Source organism: Alkaliphilus flagellatus (genome assembly GCF_018919215.1).
In the GTDB taxonomy this organism is placed as follows: domain Bacteria; phylum Bacillota; class Clostridia; order Peptostreptococcales; family Natronincolaceae; genus Alkaliphilus_B; species Alkaliphilus_B flagellatus.
In genome coordinates this window covers 67,353-83,666 of sequence record NZ_JAHLQK010000004.1, presented here as the reverse complement: position 1 = coordinate 83,666, position 16,314 = coordinate 67,353, and the positions used below count along the sequence as shown (strand labels likewise).

The window sequence follows — 16,314 nt, the reverse complement described above, 5'->3', positions numbered from 1 at the left end:
AGATGAAAAATGCGATATAGGAGAGTAGTAGTTTGAAAAAGAAGGAGCATTTTTTCAAGAAAAATGAGCATTGGAAGAATGGAAAATTAAAATATGTCTTCATTATTATTTTAGGTTTTTTAATAGGTTACTTTTTAAATGTTTTAGGTTATTCATTTTTATCTTTTTAAATATCACGGGCTAAGTAGAACTACAAGGCATTTCTTTAACATGGATGAGAAATCAATTCTATAATGTCGTGCTATCTTTTTTAGACGCAACAGTAAAATTATGTGACTTAATTATTATATAATACTTACAAAGATAAGAAATAGAGAGGTTATAATTTATGAAATCTATCGTTGACAACATAGAGCATAATATTGAATTCAAGCATATAACTGGACAAGATATGATAGAAGAAGTTAAACAACTTTTTTTAGAATATGCCCAATCACTAAAAATAGACCTTGCTTTTCAAAATTTTGAAGAAGAATTTAAGGCATTACCAGGTAAATATGGACCACCCAATGGAGTCTTAATATTAGCATTAGTTGATGGCAAAGAAGCAGGGTGTGTTGCTCTTCATAAGATTTCTGAAAATATATGCGAAATGAAAAGATTATATGTTCGTGATTATTACAGAGGATTAGGAATTGGCAGAAGGCTTATTAATATAATAATTGAATATGCCTCAAAAATGAATTATCAATATATTAGGCTTGATACTCTTCCAACAATGAAAAATGCTCAATTTTTATATACATCATTAGGATTTTATGATATTGCCCCATATGTATATAACCCGATTGAAGGAACGAGGTATATGGAATTAAAATTAAAAGACTAATTTCTTGTCTTGTTGAATAGAGTTAAGACGTATATTTTATATTATGTGAAGTAATAATTATTTTACGACCATAAGGAGATAAATTAGTGAGGAAAAAATGGTTTTGTTATATAAAAATAGATGAAGTAAATAATTATGTTCTGACTTCCGGAATGGAATTTAAAGACTTTATGAATGGTATTCAAATTAAACCAAATAATATTTTAATTCTTGAAGGTTATCCTTATAACAGCGTTTATAGTAATAAATTATTTATGGAATACATAACAAAAGAACATATGGAAAGCTTTGTAGAAGAAGATGTATATAGCTACGGAGATTTTTGCTGGATAGACTTTGAAAAAGAAGATAATCTTAAAAATGTTACTGATCAAGAACTTGCAGAGTTGTTGTTTGTGAGTCATAAACATATACCATTGTCAAAAATTGATTTTGATAGTTTAAACAATAAATATATTTATCTATCTCACGATGATGATTATTGGGTTAAAATTTATATGTTAGATATAAAGGAGTATAAAAAAGTTATTGAACATAAGGTTCTTGTGGAGCTTAAGGGCAGAAAAAAACAAATAGCTCCTATTCCAGATGATATTATAAATATTATGTACGATTATTTTAAAAATGGTGCAGTTTTTGATTTTGAACAATCTTATTATAATGGAGTTAGAATATATCCAGTTGGAGAAATGGAAGGTGTTGAGAGTATTCATACTAAACTAGATAAACAGAGAAACATACGTAACTGTGGACTGATCTTGGATTATAATCCAAGATCTAAGAAGTGGACAATTTTTTAAATAAATAAAATTAGATAAATCTTAGCTAAGTTAAGACGTATCATTAAGATTAACCGTCATGATTATAAAACTAAATATTCAAACAAAATACCGTATTATTCAGAAATGAATTTGCGGTATTTTTTATGTCGCATTACAAGAATTAGCTGCAAATAATGAAGAAAATATGACGTAACTACTAATATTTAAATTAAGAATAATGTTCTTTGGAAACTGAATAATACGGTATTAAAAACAGAAATTTGCTATAATAATATAGAAAATGTGGTATAATTTTCTTGTTAGATAAATTGGATTAGTATTATTTTGTGAAGTTTATTCATATTAAGCATAAATAAAGGAGGCAAAAATGTGAAGCTAAAGGTTTTAGTAGATAATAATACATACATTGACCAATACTACTGTGGCGAACCTGCTGCTTCGTATTATATTGAAGATGAGGATATTAGCTTACTATTGGATGTAGGATATTCTGATTTATTTCTAAGAAACTCAACTGCATTAGGTGTAGATTTAGAAAATATAAGCACTATTGTTATTTCGCATGGTCACAATGACCACACAAGAGGATTAAAATACTACTTTGAACAAAATAATAAAAATAATATTTCTATTATTGCCCATCCAGATGCATTTAAAGAAAAATTAATAGACAATTTAAATATAAAAGTGAAAATGGCATTTATATTATTACAGGATGTTCTCATAGTGGGATATGCAATATAATAGAATATGCAAAAGAAGTATGTAAAGATAATCGAGTATTAGGAGTTATAGGAGGATTTCATTTATTTGAAGTAACTGAACAGGTTAATAAAATTATCAATTATCTAAAACAGAACAATTTAAAGGAATTATATCTTTGCCATTGTACTTCATTTGCTGTTAGAGCAGAAATACATAAAACTTTGCCTGTAAAAGAAGTTGGAGCAGGCTTAGAAATAAACTGGTAAAAGTATAGAAAATGAATCTATGTTGTTATAATAATACATAGTATTTATATTTAACGGAGGAGTGAACGGTATGAATCAGATAAAGAATATGCTTTTAGGTATGGCTATCATTTTAGTTCCAATTTTAATACACTTACATTTAGAAGCAAGATTAATAACTGATTTTATTGCCATAATAGGAATTATTCTTGTATTACACGGATATTTTTCAGAAGATAACAATGATCAAGCAAAATAAGAATAATATGTATTTTTAGTTAAGGCACATAAGTAATTTAAGATGAATAACAATATGACTATTAACTATTGAAAAGTAAACAGTAAATTGATGTATAATAGCATAAATTAGATATTTATGGGGGATAATAATGATTATTTTCAAAGACATTACTTGTGATAATTGGAAAGAGTGTATAAGATTAAAACTTAATGATGATGAAAAAGACTTTATATGCCCAAATGTATATTCCATAGCAGAAGCACAATTTTACCCAAAAGCAATATCAAAAGCCATTTATGATGGTGAACAAATGGTAGGGTACACTCTGTTTGGAGAAGATGAAAATGATTCTAATTTATTTTATATTGATAGGTTAATGATATCTAAAGACTTTAGAAATAAAGGTTACGCAAATGAAGCCATTCAGTTAATTATAAAAGAAGCCATTAAAAATGGATTTAATTTTATAGGAATAAGCACAGAACCTGAAAATATTAAGATACAGAATTTACTCAAAAAACTTGATTTTTACACAAAAAATGAACTTGATGATAGTGGAGAAATTATTTATTATTATCAAATAAAATAGGCATTTAGTGTATGGCTACTACTTGCTAATCAAGTTCGGATTGTTCTTATTAAACGTAATAGCCATAAAACCGAATAGCTTATTAATATACCGTATTATTCAGAAATGGATTTTACGGTATTTTTATGTCACATAACAAGAATTAGCTACAACTAATGAAGAAAATGCGAAATAACCATTAAAATTTGAAATAGGAATTATGTTCTTTGAAAACTGAATAATACGGTATTATAAAATAGAAATTTTCTATAACAATATAGTAAATATGGTATAATTTTCTTGTTAGGTAATCAGGATCAGATATGTTATGTGCATCATGTTTTTATGATTATTAAGAACAGAAAAATGGAGGAGATATATCATGAAATGTCCATATTGTAATCAAAATATGGAAAAAGGTTTTATAAATGGAGACAGATATTCTTTAAAATGGATAGAAGAATCAAGAAATAAAGGAACAATAGTAAGTGTGTTTCAAAAGGGTATAAAGTTAACAGATGCTTGGAGTTCAAATCAATTAGAAACATATTATTGCAAGGGTTGTAAAAAGATGATTATTGATGTTAGTGATAAACTTAAGTGAATACCACAATTTTTGGATATTAAATAAGCCACATTATGTATAGATTATAGAGGAAATTTAGTTCGCATCATCTTTTTTAGACGTAACAGTAGAAAATTACGAACTAATGTTGGAATACAAAGGAGTTTATATGAAAAATAAAAATTGGAAGGATATATCTTATTTAAATTATGGAAATGTTAAACAAAAGAAGGTTTATGAAATACTTATAAATACAAAGGTTTTAGATATATTAAATGATTACATACCCGTATTGGTAGGAACAATACCTATAGAGATTGACATAGAAAACAGTGATATAGATATAGTTTGTAAAGTTGACAATTTCGATGTGTTTGAAGAAGTATTAGTAAGTAATTTTAGAAAATATAAAGACTTTAAAATTACACATAAGGAAGATAAGGTGTTAGTATGCAATTTTATAGTAAATGATGTTCAGATAGAAATTTACGGCTCTAATGAAGATACAGATAAATCAAATGGATATAGGCACATGATTGTAGAAGATAGACTAATAAATTTGTATGGAGAGGCTTTTAAAAAAGAGATAATTAGTTTAAAGATTAAGGGTTTGAAAACAGAGCCAGCATTTGCAAAAGTATTAAACTTACAAGGCAACCCTTACGAACAATTATTACTGCTTGAAATGTATAGTGATGAAGAATTATATAAAATGTATACTAAATAGCAACTTAATATGTTTCGCAATCTTTATATATCGTAAACGAATTATATAAATATTTATGTCACATCATCTTTTTTAGACGTAACAGTAAGGAATTGCGGACCATGGAGTATTTATATAATGGGAGGTAAGATATGGGATTTAATAAAACTGAATTTAAGTTTTTTCATAAATATTGTATAAGTAAATTTGGTGAAGACACAGGAAACAAGATATATGAAACTGCTGAAAATATATTAGCTGAAATGGTAAATGAAGCTGATTATAAAAACAGTAAAGCTATAAAATGGCACATGGATAAAAACATGCTACCTACCATAGCAATATATTTGGCATTTAAGCAATTTGGAATTACTTGTGAAAGAGCTTATGATTATACATCGGAAATATTGCAAATTGCATGTAAAAGAACACAAAAGAAAAATCGTTTTCTTGGTAAAATGCCATTTGGATATAGTTTATTTAAGCTGTTTTGCAAAGCAATATCCCAAAGAAGGATGGCACACTGAATGGATAAAATATAATAATGAGGAAATACATTTTGATTTTACGAGTTGTATGTATGTGGAAACTACTAAAAGATATAATTGTCTTGAACTATGCCCTTTGTTTTGTGCTAATGATGATATAACTTTAGCTGGATATAGTCCTAATATTATATTTGAACGCAGTGAAACTATTGGTAGAGGACAATCCAAATGTGATTTTCATTTTATAAACGGAAATTACAGAAAATGAGCACAACATGAACCTAAGTTACTTCGCTATCTAAAAATTTAACGTCATAACTAAAAAAATGAATAGCTTACTAAAATACCGTATTATTCTAGTTTGAATTTTACGATGTTTATGTGTCGTAATACAAGAATATAGCGTAATTTTAAAAAAATGCGATGCGACTATTAAAAATTGAAGTAAAACAATGTTCTTTGAAAACTGAATAATACAGTATTGAAAAATTAAGAATTTACTATAATAATATAGAAAATATGGTATAATTTTCTTGATAGATAAATCGGATTAGATGAATAATACGAATTACTGATACTACCAAATAAATTTATCTAAAGGAGTGATATGTTGTGAGAAGTAATTACATTATCTTGGGTATTATCTTAATTATTTGCACTAGTTTCTTTTTTGTAGGGTGTAGTAATGAAGAAAATAAGGAATTAAGCTATGAAATAATTTCCTTTGAAAATGCCCCAAAAGAAGTTCAAGATAGGATGATGCTATCAGAGAATCATAATAAACATCTTAATGAAGACTATGATTCAGGTGGGGGTTTTGATTTAGGTAAGGAAAGATATGTATTTTTTATAACAAATGAAGGTAGCACACCTAAAATTCTAGAAATTGCCCCAGATAAAACTTATGGCAGAGGAATAATGATTAAATATACTATTGGAAACAAAGAAAATGCAAAATTCCCTGATACTTCAGCTATAATAAGGCTAAATGAATATTATGGCGAAATTACAAGAACCTATATAAGTCATCCATAAATTAACTCCTTCAAAATATTTAGACATTATTTATATCGCATTATCTTTTTAAGGCGTAATAACAATTAAACACTAATATTTTATTTAATACCGTATTATTCAGGAAATGAGTATGCGGTATTTTTTATGCCGCAATACAAGATTTATAGGAGGTTTTTAAATGACTAAAAAGACGATTGAAAATTGTTCATTAGTTAAAAAAGCTATAGATGTAGGAAATGGTAGTCCAGAAATTCAAGACGGAAAATGTATGGGCTATTCTAGCAACGATGATGAACCTTGCGAGAACTGTAAAAATTGTAGTTTAAATACTATGCATGAAAATTATGCGACATAACTGTTAAAATTGAAAATACGAATAATGTTCTTTGAAAACTGAATAATACGGTATTAATAATCAATATTTAATTTAATATTTATTGGATTAAAGTGGAATAATAATATAGTTGTTGCATTAAAAATTTTATTCATTTACTATGGATGTATGAGGTGGTACCAACTCTCAAAATAAATATAGGAGAGTGACCTTATGTATCATTCAAGATGGAAAGGTTGTCACTATGAAGCAGGACTACGTTACGGCAATATGTTTTATAAAAATGGAGTAAATCCAATTAGTAGTATTTCAATAAGCAATGAAAGAAAAGAGTTTACGGTAAAATGTATTCCAATTTATGAGAAATTTTATCCAGAAATAGTTGAAGAAATAAAAGGAATGGCTGATGGGCTAAAAATAAACTATATAGATGTCGCAAGTTTTCTTTTTACTATGTATTGTTTTACATTCGATAATAAATGTTCATGTCTAGCTATTTCAAATGAAGAAAAAATATTTTTTGCTCGAAATAGTGACTTTATTGTGAGTATAGAAAAATTATGTGATAGTGCTTATTATAAACTTAATAATGCATATTCATTTATTGGAAATACAACTGCGTGGACAGAAATGGAAGATGGTATCAATGAGCATGGACTAGCGGTTGGTTTAACTTTTATTTATCCTATAAAAATAGAACCTGGTCTTAATGCAGGGATGCTTGTTAGATATATTTTAGAAAAATGTAAAACAACGGATGAAGCAATATTGGCATTAAAAAAACTTCCGATTGCTTCACCTCAAACAATTACGCTAGCAGATAAGTTGGGTAATATTGCAGTTGTAGAATGTAATTGTGACAAAGTTATTGTCTTAGCTCCTCAACAAGGAAAAGATTGTGTGTTTACAACGAATCATTTTGTATCTGAAGAAATGCAAGAATATCAATTTAATGGTGTTGATGATATATATTCTCATGAACGATATGAAACACTAGTAAATGCTTTTTCCAATACCCAAGAACGTTCGATAGATTTTATAAAAAATATTTTATCTGGAAATATGGGATTTATGTGTCAATATGATAGAAAAAAAGGAATTGATACAGTTTGGTCATCAATATATGATTTAACGGATGGTACAATTTTTAGAGTTGAAGGAAATCCTTCAAGAAAATCATTCAAGCAGGATAAAAGGCTTGTGCTTAAAAAATAAGAGTTATATCTGATAAATTAAATTTATTTAAATACCGCATTATTCAGAAATGAATTTTACGGTATTTTTTATGTCGCAATACAAGATAAATACGTCAATGAAATGATAAAAATAGAAAAATAGCAATCTGAGTAGTTAATATAGATATTGTAGATTCTTTGAAAAAATGAATAAGGTGCAAGATAATAAAGGCTACACCTTACTTTCAGAACGATGTTTGTCAAGGGGTTAAATGATATTTTTATCTTGTTCTTTGGGAGAGGTCGGGGGAGCGGAGCGCGTAGCCCCGCAAAGCCTACAATCAGCCCCTTGACCGTCTGGATTGTCGAAACGGACGGGGGAAGTTTTCGTTGTTTTGGATAAATGGATGTAGTATAATTTAACTCTAGGGTATAATGCGAACGTAGAAAATTTATATTTTTGCGGAGCGCAACTTTGAATTGGCAGAAAGCAAACATTAGGTGATAAAAGTCAAAGCGTCCATCCGTTAAAATTTAATGTATACTTCAAAACGTGAGGTGAAGAAATCGTGACAGACAAAAAAATCATAGTACAATTTACGATGCTGACATTTTGCATAGCCTATCTTGTGTCAGGTGCTTTGATTGTTCTTGGGCAATTTGGATATTCGGTTCACAATTGGGTTCACTCGTTACAGCAATTCGGGATGAATATTCCTTTTGCAATCTATATTTTGTCGCCCGCTATTGCTTCATATATGGTTCTGAAGAAAAATAACAAAATAGCAGATTTTAAGGAATGGTTGAAAACTGTTTTTTACGCCAAAAATAACATATCCCTCTATTTGTTCGTTGTTGCAGGGCTTGCACTGTATTTTTTGATACATATTGCAGTTTCAGGCCGCACGGAAATGGTGCTTCCATTTTATACGTTCTTCCTTTCCCTGCCTGGTGGTCTTATTATCGGTGGCTTGGAGGAAGCTGGCTGGATGTACATATTGCAGCCTGAGCTTGACAAAAAATATGGCTTTGTTTTATCTTCTGTTTTTGTTGGAATCATTTGGACTTTATGGCATATTCCTCTCTTCTTCATTCCGGGGACGAATCACGGAGAGGGACTCATTAACTTTTGGATGTTTGCAGTTCAACTCATGGCGTTTCGGTTTTTCAACGGGGCAATCTACAAAATATCAGGCAAAGGCCGTGTGTTTATGTGCGTATTATTCCACACCATGTTCAATGCGGCATCCCCCATCTTTGGCACCATGACTATGACTTGGGCGGGAACAATTGCCGCAAATGCTGTGATTGTTCTTGTTTCAATTGTAACCGTTGTGATATACGACAAAAAGAGCAGGCGAATAGTATAAGCATTTTCTTCATTACGCCTTAGCAACAACAGCCCCAAAAGCGAAAAGGCAAGGCGGTGGCATAGATAAAAACCTATCCCGCCGCCCTGCCTTTTACAACTCCATATCCTTTATGTCGTTGGCGGTGAGGAAATTCAACATATTGGCCGCCATGCTGTTTTAGTAGTGGCAATATCATTACCACCTTTTACAGCTTACATTCCAGATGAAAGGAGGTGGCGATGGATACATATCAAGCTATATCTTTAATGATGATGTTTGGCATGCTATTGATGTCGCTAATCTCCTTAATTGTTAGCCTGGTAAAGGACAACAACAAAGGAAAAAAATAACCACCCTGCATGCCCATGCAGAGTGATTAAAATAAATTAATCCCTGGGTGGTAATCGCATTATGTAAATCCGATTACCTTTGTTATTAGTATACCGCAAAGACTTTAAAAGTAAACACATACATTGTGTAAATGATATCTATACAATTAGATTTTTTATTAAACAGCTTTAATGCTGTTTTTTGTTTTGCAAAAAATTTTAATTGCTTACATTGGAGAAAATACGACATAACGATTTAAATTTAAAGTAAGAATAACGATCTTTGAAAACTGAATAATACGGTATTAAAAAAAGAAATTTGATATACGAATATAGAGAATATGGTATAATTTTCTTGTTGGATAAGTCAGATTAGATTAATATGTAATAAATTAATAATGTTCGAGGTGGTAGAGAAGCAATGAACAACATAGGATTTTTAGAAATAATTACTTTAATAGCTTTAGTTGTTTATATATATTTTTTCCTAAAAGAGTTTAATAGAGGAAAATATCTAGGAAGATTAATTTTACAAGTACCAAGAGACTTTAATATCAGAGCTTCTATATTCTTTTGGTCTCTGCTAGGCTGTTTTTGGATCTTTCTTTTAATATCAAAATTGGTCAATTTAAGTATGTATGCCGATATGAATCCTATAAGAAGCTTAATGATACCTGCAGTATCGATACTTATGTGTCTTTATAATATATTAGAACGTATTAATGATAAGGAGATAAGAGAAAAAGGAATAAAAATTATAGAAGGCGGTATAGTTTATTGGAAAGATATAGCAGATTACAGGTGGATTAAAGATGAGAAATTAGAAATTGTACTTCAACTAAATCTTCGATCTGGTTTAACGAAAGAAGTAACTAAGATATGGACTATAAATCCAGAAGACAAAGAAAAGGTTGATATGATATTTCATCGTTACTTAAATATAGAAAAATAAGGTTAATTAGTTCGTTTTTTTCATATGTTGCACATCATCTTTTTTAGATGCAGAAGTCTTATATGACAAAGAAAAAATTATTGTATAGTGAGGTGTTTTGAATATGTTAAGGAATATGACTGCAATTTATATTATGTTTAAAAATAAAATGCTACTGCTTTATAGAGTTGGCTCAAGGGTGGTTCAACCTTCTTGGTGCGGTATAGGTGGTCATTTTGAAAAGGATGAACTAAATGATCCAAAGGCATGTGTTTTAAGGGAACTATTTGAGGAAACAGGTATTACAGAAAACGATATTGGAACTTTAAAGTTAAAATATATTGCGCTTCGTATGAAAAATAATGAGATTAGGCAAAACTATTACTATTTTACTGAATTACATAATACTGGAATAGATATTAACAAATGTGATGAAGGCACATTGGAGTGGGTTGACATTAATGAAGTTTTAGACAGAGAAATGCCTTTTACTGCTAAAGAATGTTTGAGGCATTATTTGTCCATAGGTAAAGATGATAATAAATTGTACGCAGGAGTTACAACTGAAAATGGTGTTAATTTTATTGAATTAAAGGAATTTTGATGTTCGTCATCTCTTTTTTAGACGTAACAGATGTAAATTATGAAGGACTTAAATTAATTTTTAATACTATTTTGAAAGGATATGTTTTGTATGGGACCATTATTAATATTTTTACCGCATCAATTTTAGTTGTAGTATTATACCTACTTAGATAAGGTATTTAACTACAAACAGAAATTAGTCAATAATTTTGGGATTATTAAATATAAGGTAACTCTACTTATTATAACACTTATTGTATTTTCTATTATTACATACAAATATGATACTTCCATATTTAGAAGTCCTATAGGGTTATCTGTATTCTGGTCCTATTTCTATTTAATAAATGTTCCCAATAAACCTCTATAATTATAACTTTTATCTATGTATGGGACATTATCTTTTTGGACGTAATAGAAGTATTTTGCGAACTATATAAAGCGGAGGATAATCTATGAAAGATTTATTTTTAGTTAAGCCGAATGAAAAATATCAAAAGAGTTTTGAAAATTATGCTCTAGCATATAGAAAAATAAATGATGAACACTATTTTAATAAGTATATAAAAGCATTAGAAAATTTTCAAGATTATCTAAATGGTTTGCACAATTATTCTAAGGGAAAGGACTTGGATAAAGGAGAGATTGCAACTTCGACATTCTGGTTAATTAATAAAAAAGAAGTTGTTGGAGTAGTGAGAATTAGGCATCAAGAGGTAGAATGTGTTGGTCATATAGGTTATGATATATCACCAGATTGTAGAAATAGAGGTTATGGTTTACAGATTTTAAAACTAGCGTTAGAAAAGGCTAAAGAGATAGGATTAGAAGAAGTGATTTTAACTTGTAATGTAGATAATACAGCCTCAAAGAAAATTATAGAAAAGAATAATGGAAAATTATTAGGAACTATCTTTGATGAAGAGGAAAATGAATATCTGTACAAATTTAGTATTACATTAACAACTAACTAATCTTCTTTCGCTTTATTCTTATTAGATGTAATAACTATAAAAACGAATAAATATTTAAAATACCGTATTATTCAGAAATGAATTGTGCGGTATTTTTTATGTCGCAATACAAGAAAAATACCTGGTATGAAAATATTGTGCATAAAGAAGGGAGAGAACTAAATGTATAAACATTGTGTGATATGTGGTGGATATTACTTAGGAGTACAGGAAAATTGCCCTTGTCAAGAAAATGAGGAAGATATTTGTGACTATAGTTTAAATAATAAGTGTATGCACACTCTTTCAGAAGGTGAATTAGATTGTAATGGTACGGATGAAGAAATGGCAAAATGTATGTGTCATGTAGAGTTGGTATAAGTCGCATTACAAGAATTATCTGTAACTAATGAAAAATGGCGACATAAAGGGGTGAGTGATATTAAACGAATACTTACCAGATTAGAATGTGCATATTGCATTAGAAATAGTAGTCATGGTGGTGAATATAATAAGCAAAAATCACCCTATGACGAAAAAAGATGTTTAGTTTTCAAACCAGATCCTAAAGGATGTATTCGTAGGGGAGATGTTAAGATAAGTACACGATTATACTATGATTTTCCACCCCTTAATACATGGTGTCAAGATTGGCAAATAAATGGAATAGACACAGCAATAAAAATAATTAAAATATACGGTTTAGATTAGGCTACTAAAAAAGGTAACTTCTTTGAAAACTGAATAATACGGTATTTAAAAATTAAGAATCTGATATAACAATATAGAAAATATGGTACAATTTTCTTAATAGATAAATCATATTAGTAGAATATTACGTAACACTAAGGAGCGATTAATTTTGAAGCAATTAGAAATAGCAATTGAATTAAGGAAAGAAGGAAAACTACAAGAATCAAATGAAATTTTAATAAATCTTGCAAATGCACATCCCAATGATTCAATAATTAACTACCAGTGTGCATGGAGTTTTGATGTTTTGGGTTTAGAGAAAAATGCAGTACTGTATTATGAAAAAGCTATTTCGATTGGACTGCCTGATAAGGAACTGCGGGGTGCTTTTTTAGGTTTAGGAAGTACATATAGAGTATTAGGGCAATATAAAAAATCAAAAGAGGTATTTGAGAAAGGTTTGGCTAAGTTTACACAGGATAGAGCTATTAAAGTTTTCTATGCAATGACTTTATACAACTTAAATGAATATTCTAGAGCAATGGAAATTTTACTATATAATTTAGCTCAAACATCTTCAGACGATAACATAAAGAATTATAAAAAAGCAATAGAATTTTATTCTGATAAGCTAGATGAAATATGGTAATTTAAATGAACATTATATTTTTTAGACGTAACAGTAGAATATGACGAATTAGTGAATTACAAAACACTATGGAGGGTTGATATGGAAAAAGCAATATATGTAATTACTGGTGTTATGGCTTCTGGAAAATCAACTGTTGCTGAAGCTTTGGCAAAAAGTTTAGAGAAATGTGTTCATCTACGAGGTGATATTTTTAGGAAGATGATTGTTACTGGTAGAGAGGAAATGTGTGAGTATCCAAGTAAAGAGGCTTTACATCAATTGGATATGAGATATTCTATTACTGCAAAAGTCGCCATAGAGTATTATAATAATGGGTTTTCTGTTGTTGTACAGGACAATTTCCTTGGAGAAAAGCTTTTATACTTTATAGAACTTTTAAAGCAGTATCCGGCTTATGTCATTGTATTAAATCCTGATATTAAATCTATTGAGCAACGTGAACAAAAGAGAGATAAAAAAGGATATGTCGGTTTTACAGTTGAAAGGCTATATAATATTTTCATTGAAGAAACACCTAAAATTGGTCTTTGGTTAGACACTACAAATATGTCTATAGAAGAAACAGTTAATGAAATCCTAACAAGGGCTGATAATGAAGCGAAATATAAATAATTTATGCTTAGCTGCTACGTATTATTCTTATGTTGTTCATCAGTAAAATATAATGAACAAGGATAAGTAAATAAAGGGTGGTGAGAGAAATGAAATTTGGTAACTTTGATATAGATTGCGATATTGTAGCTACACAAAAATATCGTGACTATTACAATGAAAAATGCGAATGCGAAGAATGTGGCAATTTTAGGAAGAATTTTAATATATACTATCCTAAGATTGTTGAAATTCTTTCGTGGTTTGGTATTCATATTATGTATCCGTTGGAAATAATGGATTTGGGAATAGACAGAGATAAAAACAAAAGAGAATATAGCGTATATTATTCGGTAAAAGGGAAACTTCCAATTGATAGGATTGAACATATAGATGATGAAGTATCTTTTATCTTAAGGAATTGGAATATAGCGAGTGAATCATATTCTAATACAGGAATGATAGCACCATACTTTATTGTGGAAGTGTTAAATATCTTTTTACCTTATTAATTCACATTATTTCAAATTAAGCGTCATAATTATTAAAATTCAATAATTAATTATAGATGAAATGGGTGATACAAGTGGATTGCTTAAGTACAGAAATCAGAAAAAGGCTTATTGAAAAAGGTGCCTCAATGGTAGGATTTGCAGATTTAAAAGATATTCCAGAAAACCAAAGAGAGGGTTATAGATATGGAATCTCAATTGCAGTAGCATTGGATCCATCTATAATTGCTGGAATAGGGAATGGACCAACAAAAGATTATTATGATGAATATATAAGGAAAAATAACCTTCTAGATGAACTTGATGAATATGCAGCGGAGATTATAAAATCCAATGGATTTAGAGCGGTACCTAAGGTAAGGAAAAGCGTCACCACAGATGAAACAATCTTAAAAACTACTTTACCGCATAAAACAGTAGCAACTAGAGCAGGAATTGGATGGATTGGAAAGTGTGCTTTACTTGTTACAAAAGAGTTTGGTTCAGCTGTAAGGTTGTCTAGTGTGTTAACTGATGCAGAACTAGAGGTGGGATTACCAATAAATGAATCAAAATGCGGGGCTTGCAATATGTGTGAAAATTTATGTCCAGCTAATGCCGTGTTAGGAGTTAATTGGAATGTAAACATGAATAGAGATAACTATTTTAATGCTTTTAAGTGCAGAAATGAAGCGGGAAAAAGAAGTAATAAACTTGGAGTAAAGGAAACAATTTGTGGAAAGTGCATATTGGTCTGCCCTTGGACACAGAGATATTTAAAGCTAAAAGAAAACAAATCAGTATAAAGAAATTAAGAATATATGCATCATAGCAAACTTATTTATGAGTATAAAGGTTTTACTCTATGATTAGCTTAAAAACAATACTTATATTAAACGTCATGATCATAAAACTAAATATTGAAACAAAATACCGTATTATTCAGAAATAAATTTTACGGTATTTTTTATGTCGTATTACAAGAATTAGCTGCAACTAATGAAAATAATGCGATGTAACTATTAAGATTTAAAATACGAATAATGTTCTTTGAAAACTTAATAATACGGTATTTACAAAATATGTTATAATTTTAGGTAAAATAAATGTTAATTATATTTTTATATAAGGAGGAATTAAAATGGAATATTTTCATGTTGATGTTTTTAGCAATGAAATTTTATCTGGCAATGGATTAACTGTTGTTTTTTGTAATGAGGAATTAGAAGATAATCTTATGTTAAAATTAACACAAGAGTTTAAGCAATTTGAAACAATTTTTGTGAGAAGAATAGATGATAGTATATTTAATGCAAGAATTTTTACAGTAGATGAAGAATTGGATTTTGCGGGGCATCCTATTTTGGGAGCAGCTGCTACTATTCATAGTCATATTTTTAGAAATGAAGAAGATATAGCAATTACATTTCAATTAAATCAAAAAACAATTATAGTTAATTCAAAAAAGGTAGAGGAGTATTATGAGGTACAAATGAATCAGGGAAAAGCGGAATTCCTCTGTGAAGTTTCAAAAGAGAAGAGAAATAAATATGTACATGCATTGAACTTGTCAGAAGAGAATTTAAGCGAAGAATTTCCTATGGAAGTTGTATCAACAGGATTACCATACTTATTAGTACCATTAACTTCAGGAATAGAGAATGCAAAAATAATTAGTTCTAAATTTGAAGAAATGTTAAAAGAAGTAGGTGCTAAATTTGCTTATATATTTGATGTGAATTATATAGAAGGACGGACCTGGGATAATCAAGGAAACGTTGAGGATGTTGCAACAGGAAGTGCAGCTGGACCATTAGGTGCATATTTATATAAGCATAATATTTTTAATGTAGGTGATGAGATTATAATAAATCAAGGAAGATTTGTTGGCAGACCTAGTAAAATTAAGGTTTCTATGAGCATTTCTGAAAAAGAAATATTAGTGTCTGGAGAGGTAGCTATTTTGGCAAAGGGAACTATTTTACTATAATAATAAACGTAAAAAATCGCATTATTCAAGAGATTGAATTTGCGATTTTTTATTGCGCAATCCAAGAAATTATCTGCAACTAATGAAGAAAA

At 29.2% G+C, this 16,314-nt stretch carries 25 protein-coding genes; all 25 read left to right on the top strand.

What is annotated here, in order from left to right:
* Positions 1-32: 32 nt before the first annotated feature.
* Positions 33-170, top strand: a complete 138-nt coding sequence (locus tag KQI88_RS10580) for a hypothetical protein (protein WP_216417153.1) — start codon at positions 33-35, stop codon at positions 168-170.
* 158 nt (positions 171-328) lie between these two features.
* Positions 329-829, top strand: a complete 501-nt coding sequence (locus KQI88_RS10575; RefSeq protein WP_216417151.1) for a GNAT family N-acetyltransferase — start codon at positions 329-331, stop codon at positions 827-829.
* A gap of 86 nt (positions 830-915) precedes the next feature.
* Positions 916-1,629, top strand: coding sequence for a hypothetical protein (locus KQI88_RS10570; RefSeq protein WP_216417149.1), 714 nt, complete (start codon positions 916-918; stop codon positions 1,627-1,629).
* Between the two features lie 351 nt (positions 1,630-1,980).
* Positions 1,981-2,355 (top strand): MBL fold metallo-hydrolase, encoded by a 375-nt coding sequence (locus KQI88_RS18480; RefSeq protein ID WP_330656187.1) that lies wholly within the window; start codon positions 1,981-1,983, stop codon positions 2,353-2,355.
* A 297-nt stretch (positions 2,356-2,652) separates the two neighbouring features.
* Complete coding sequence (locus KQI88_RS10560) at positions 2,653-2,820, top strand: hypothetical protein (RefSeq protein ID WP_216417147.1); 168 nt, start codon at positions 2,653-2,655, stop codon at positions 2,818-2,820.
* Positions 2,821-2,950: 130 nt separating this feature from the next.
* Entirely contained in the window at positions 2,951-3,391 is a 441-nt protein-coding gene (locus KQI88_RS10555) for a GNAT family N-acetyltransferase (RefSeq protein ID WP_216417145.1), read from the top strand.
* 361 nt (positions 3,392-3,752) lie between these two features.
* Entirely contained in the window at positions 3,753-3,974 is a 222-nt protein-coding gene (locus KQI88_RS10550) for a PF20097 family protein (protein WP_216417142.1), read from the top strand.
* Between the two features lie 130 nt (positions 3,975-4,104).
* Positions 4,105-4,662, top strand: coding sequence for a DUF4269 domain-containing protein (locus KQI88_RS10545; protein ID WP_216417140.1), 558 nt, complete (start codon positions 4,105-4,107; stop codon positions 4,660-4,662).
* A 131-nt stretch (positions 4,663-4,793) separates the two neighbouring features.
* Entirely contained in the window at positions 4,794-5,168 is a 375-nt protein-coding gene (locus KQI88_RS10540; RefSeq protein WP_216417138.1) for a hypothetical protein, read from the top strand.
* The gene (locus KQI88_RS18675; protein WP_408629725.1) at positions 5,056-5,397 is read left to right on the top strand and encodes an L-2-amino-thiazoline-4-carboxylic acid hydrolase; all 342 of its coding nucleotides are present in this window, start codon (positions 5,056-5,058) and stop codon (positions 5,395-5,397) included. Before KQI88_RS10540 ends, KQI88_RS18675 begins: the two co-directional genes overlap by 113 nt.
* Before the next feature lie 344 nt (positions 5,398-5,741).
* Positions 5,742-6,164 carry a hypothetical protein gene (locus KQI88_RS10530; protein WP_216417134.1) on the top strand — a complete coding sequence of 141 codons (423 nt, stop codon included), beginning with the start codon at positions 5,742-5,744 and terminating at the stop codon, positions 6,162-6,164.
* A gap of 160 nt (positions 6,165-6,324) precedes the next feature.
* Complete coding sequence (locus KQI88_RS10525) at positions 6,325-6,501, top strand: hypothetical protein (protein ID WP_216417132.1); 177 nt, start codon at positions 6,325-6,327, stop codon at positions 6,499-6,501.
* A gap of 192 nt (positions 6,502-6,693) precedes the next feature.
* A complete protein-coding gene (locus KQI88_RS10520; RefSeq protein ID WP_216417130.1) occupies positions 6,694-7,695 on the top strand; it encodes a C45 family autoproteolytic acyltransferase/hydolase in 1,002 nt (333 codons plus the stop codon).
* Between the two features lie 529 nt (positions 7,696-8,224).
* The gene (locus KQI88_RS10515; protein WP_216417128.1) at positions 8,225-9,025 is read left to right on the top strand and encodes a CPBP family intramembrane glutamic endopeptidase; all 801 of its coding nucleotides are present in this window, start codon (positions 8,225-8,227) and stop codon (positions 9,023-9,025) included.
* 221 nt (positions 9,026-9,246) lie between these two features.
* Complete coding sequence (locus KQI88_RS18090; protein WP_246579251.1) at positions 9,247-9,357, top strand: putative holin-like toxin; 111 nt, start codon at positions 9,247-9,249, stop codon at positions 9,355-9,357.
* A gap of 400 nt (positions 9,358-9,757) precedes the next feature.
* A complete protein-coding gene (locus KQI88_RS10510; protein WP_216417126.1) occupies positions 9,758-10,288 on the top strand; it encodes a DUF5673 domain-containing protein in 531 nt (176 codons plus the stop codon).
* 103 nt (positions 10,289-10,391) lie between these two features.
* Positions 10,392-10,871, top strand: coding sequence for an NUDIX domain-containing protein (locus KQI88_RS10505; RefSeq protein ID WP_216417124.1), 480 nt, complete (start codon positions 10,392-10,394; stop codon positions 10,869-10,871).
* Between the two features lie 436 nt (positions 10,872-11,307).
* Complete coding sequence (locus KQI88_RS10500; RefSeq protein WP_216417122.1) at positions 11,308-11,826, top strand: GNAT family N-acetyltransferase; 519 nt, start codon at positions 11,308-11,310, stop codon at positions 11,824-11,826.
* Positions 11,827-11,988: 162 nt separating this feature from the next.
* The gene (locus KQI88_RS10495; RefSeq protein WP_216417120.1) at positions 11,989-12,186 is read left to right on the top strand and encodes a hypothetical protein; all 198 of its coding nucleotides are present in this window, start codon (positions 11,989-11,991) and stop codon (positions 12,184-12,186) included.
* A 51-nt stretch (positions 12,187-12,237) separates the two neighbouring features.
* Positions 12,238-12,516, top strand: a complete 279-nt coding sequence (locus tag KQI88_RS10490; RefSeq protein ID WP_216417118.1) for a hypothetical protein — start codon at positions 12,238-12,240, stop codon at positions 12,514-12,516.
* Positions 12,517-12,667: 151 nt separating this feature from the next.
* A complete protein-coding gene (locus tag KQI88_RS10485; RefSeq protein ID WP_216417116.1) occupies positions 12,668-13,147 on the top strand; it encodes a tetratricopeptide repeat protein in 480 nt (159 codons plus the stop codon).
* Positions 13,148-13,228: 81 nt separating this feature from the next.
* Positions 13,229-13,762: an AAA family ATPase gene (locus tag KQI88_RS10480; RefSeq protein ID WP_216417114.1), complete on the top strand. Its 534-nt coding sequence runs from the start codon at positions 13,229-13,231 to the stop codon at positions 13,760-13,762.
* Positions 13,763-13,851: 89 nt separating this feature from the next.
* Positions 13,852-14,253 (top strand): hypothetical protein, encoded by a 402-nt coding sequence (locus KQI88_RS10475; RefSeq protein ID WP_216417112.1) that lies wholly within the window; start codon positions 13,852-13,854, stop codon positions 14,251-14,253.
* A gap of 74 nt (positions 14,254-14,327) precedes the next feature.
* Positions 14,328-15,038, top strand: coding sequence for a 4Fe-4S double cluster binding domain-containing protein (locus tag KQI88_RS10470; RefSeq protein WP_216417110.1), 711 nt, complete (start codon positions 14,328-14,330; stop codon positions 15,036-15,038).
* A gap of 335 nt (positions 15,039-15,373) precedes the next feature.
* Complete coding sequence (locus KQI88_RS10465) at positions 15,374-16,222, top strand: PhzF family phenazine biosynthesis protein (RefSeq protein ID WP_216417108.1); 849 nt, start codon at positions 15,374-15,376, stop codon at positions 16,220-16,222.
* Positions 16,223-16,314: the final 92 nt, after the last annotated feature.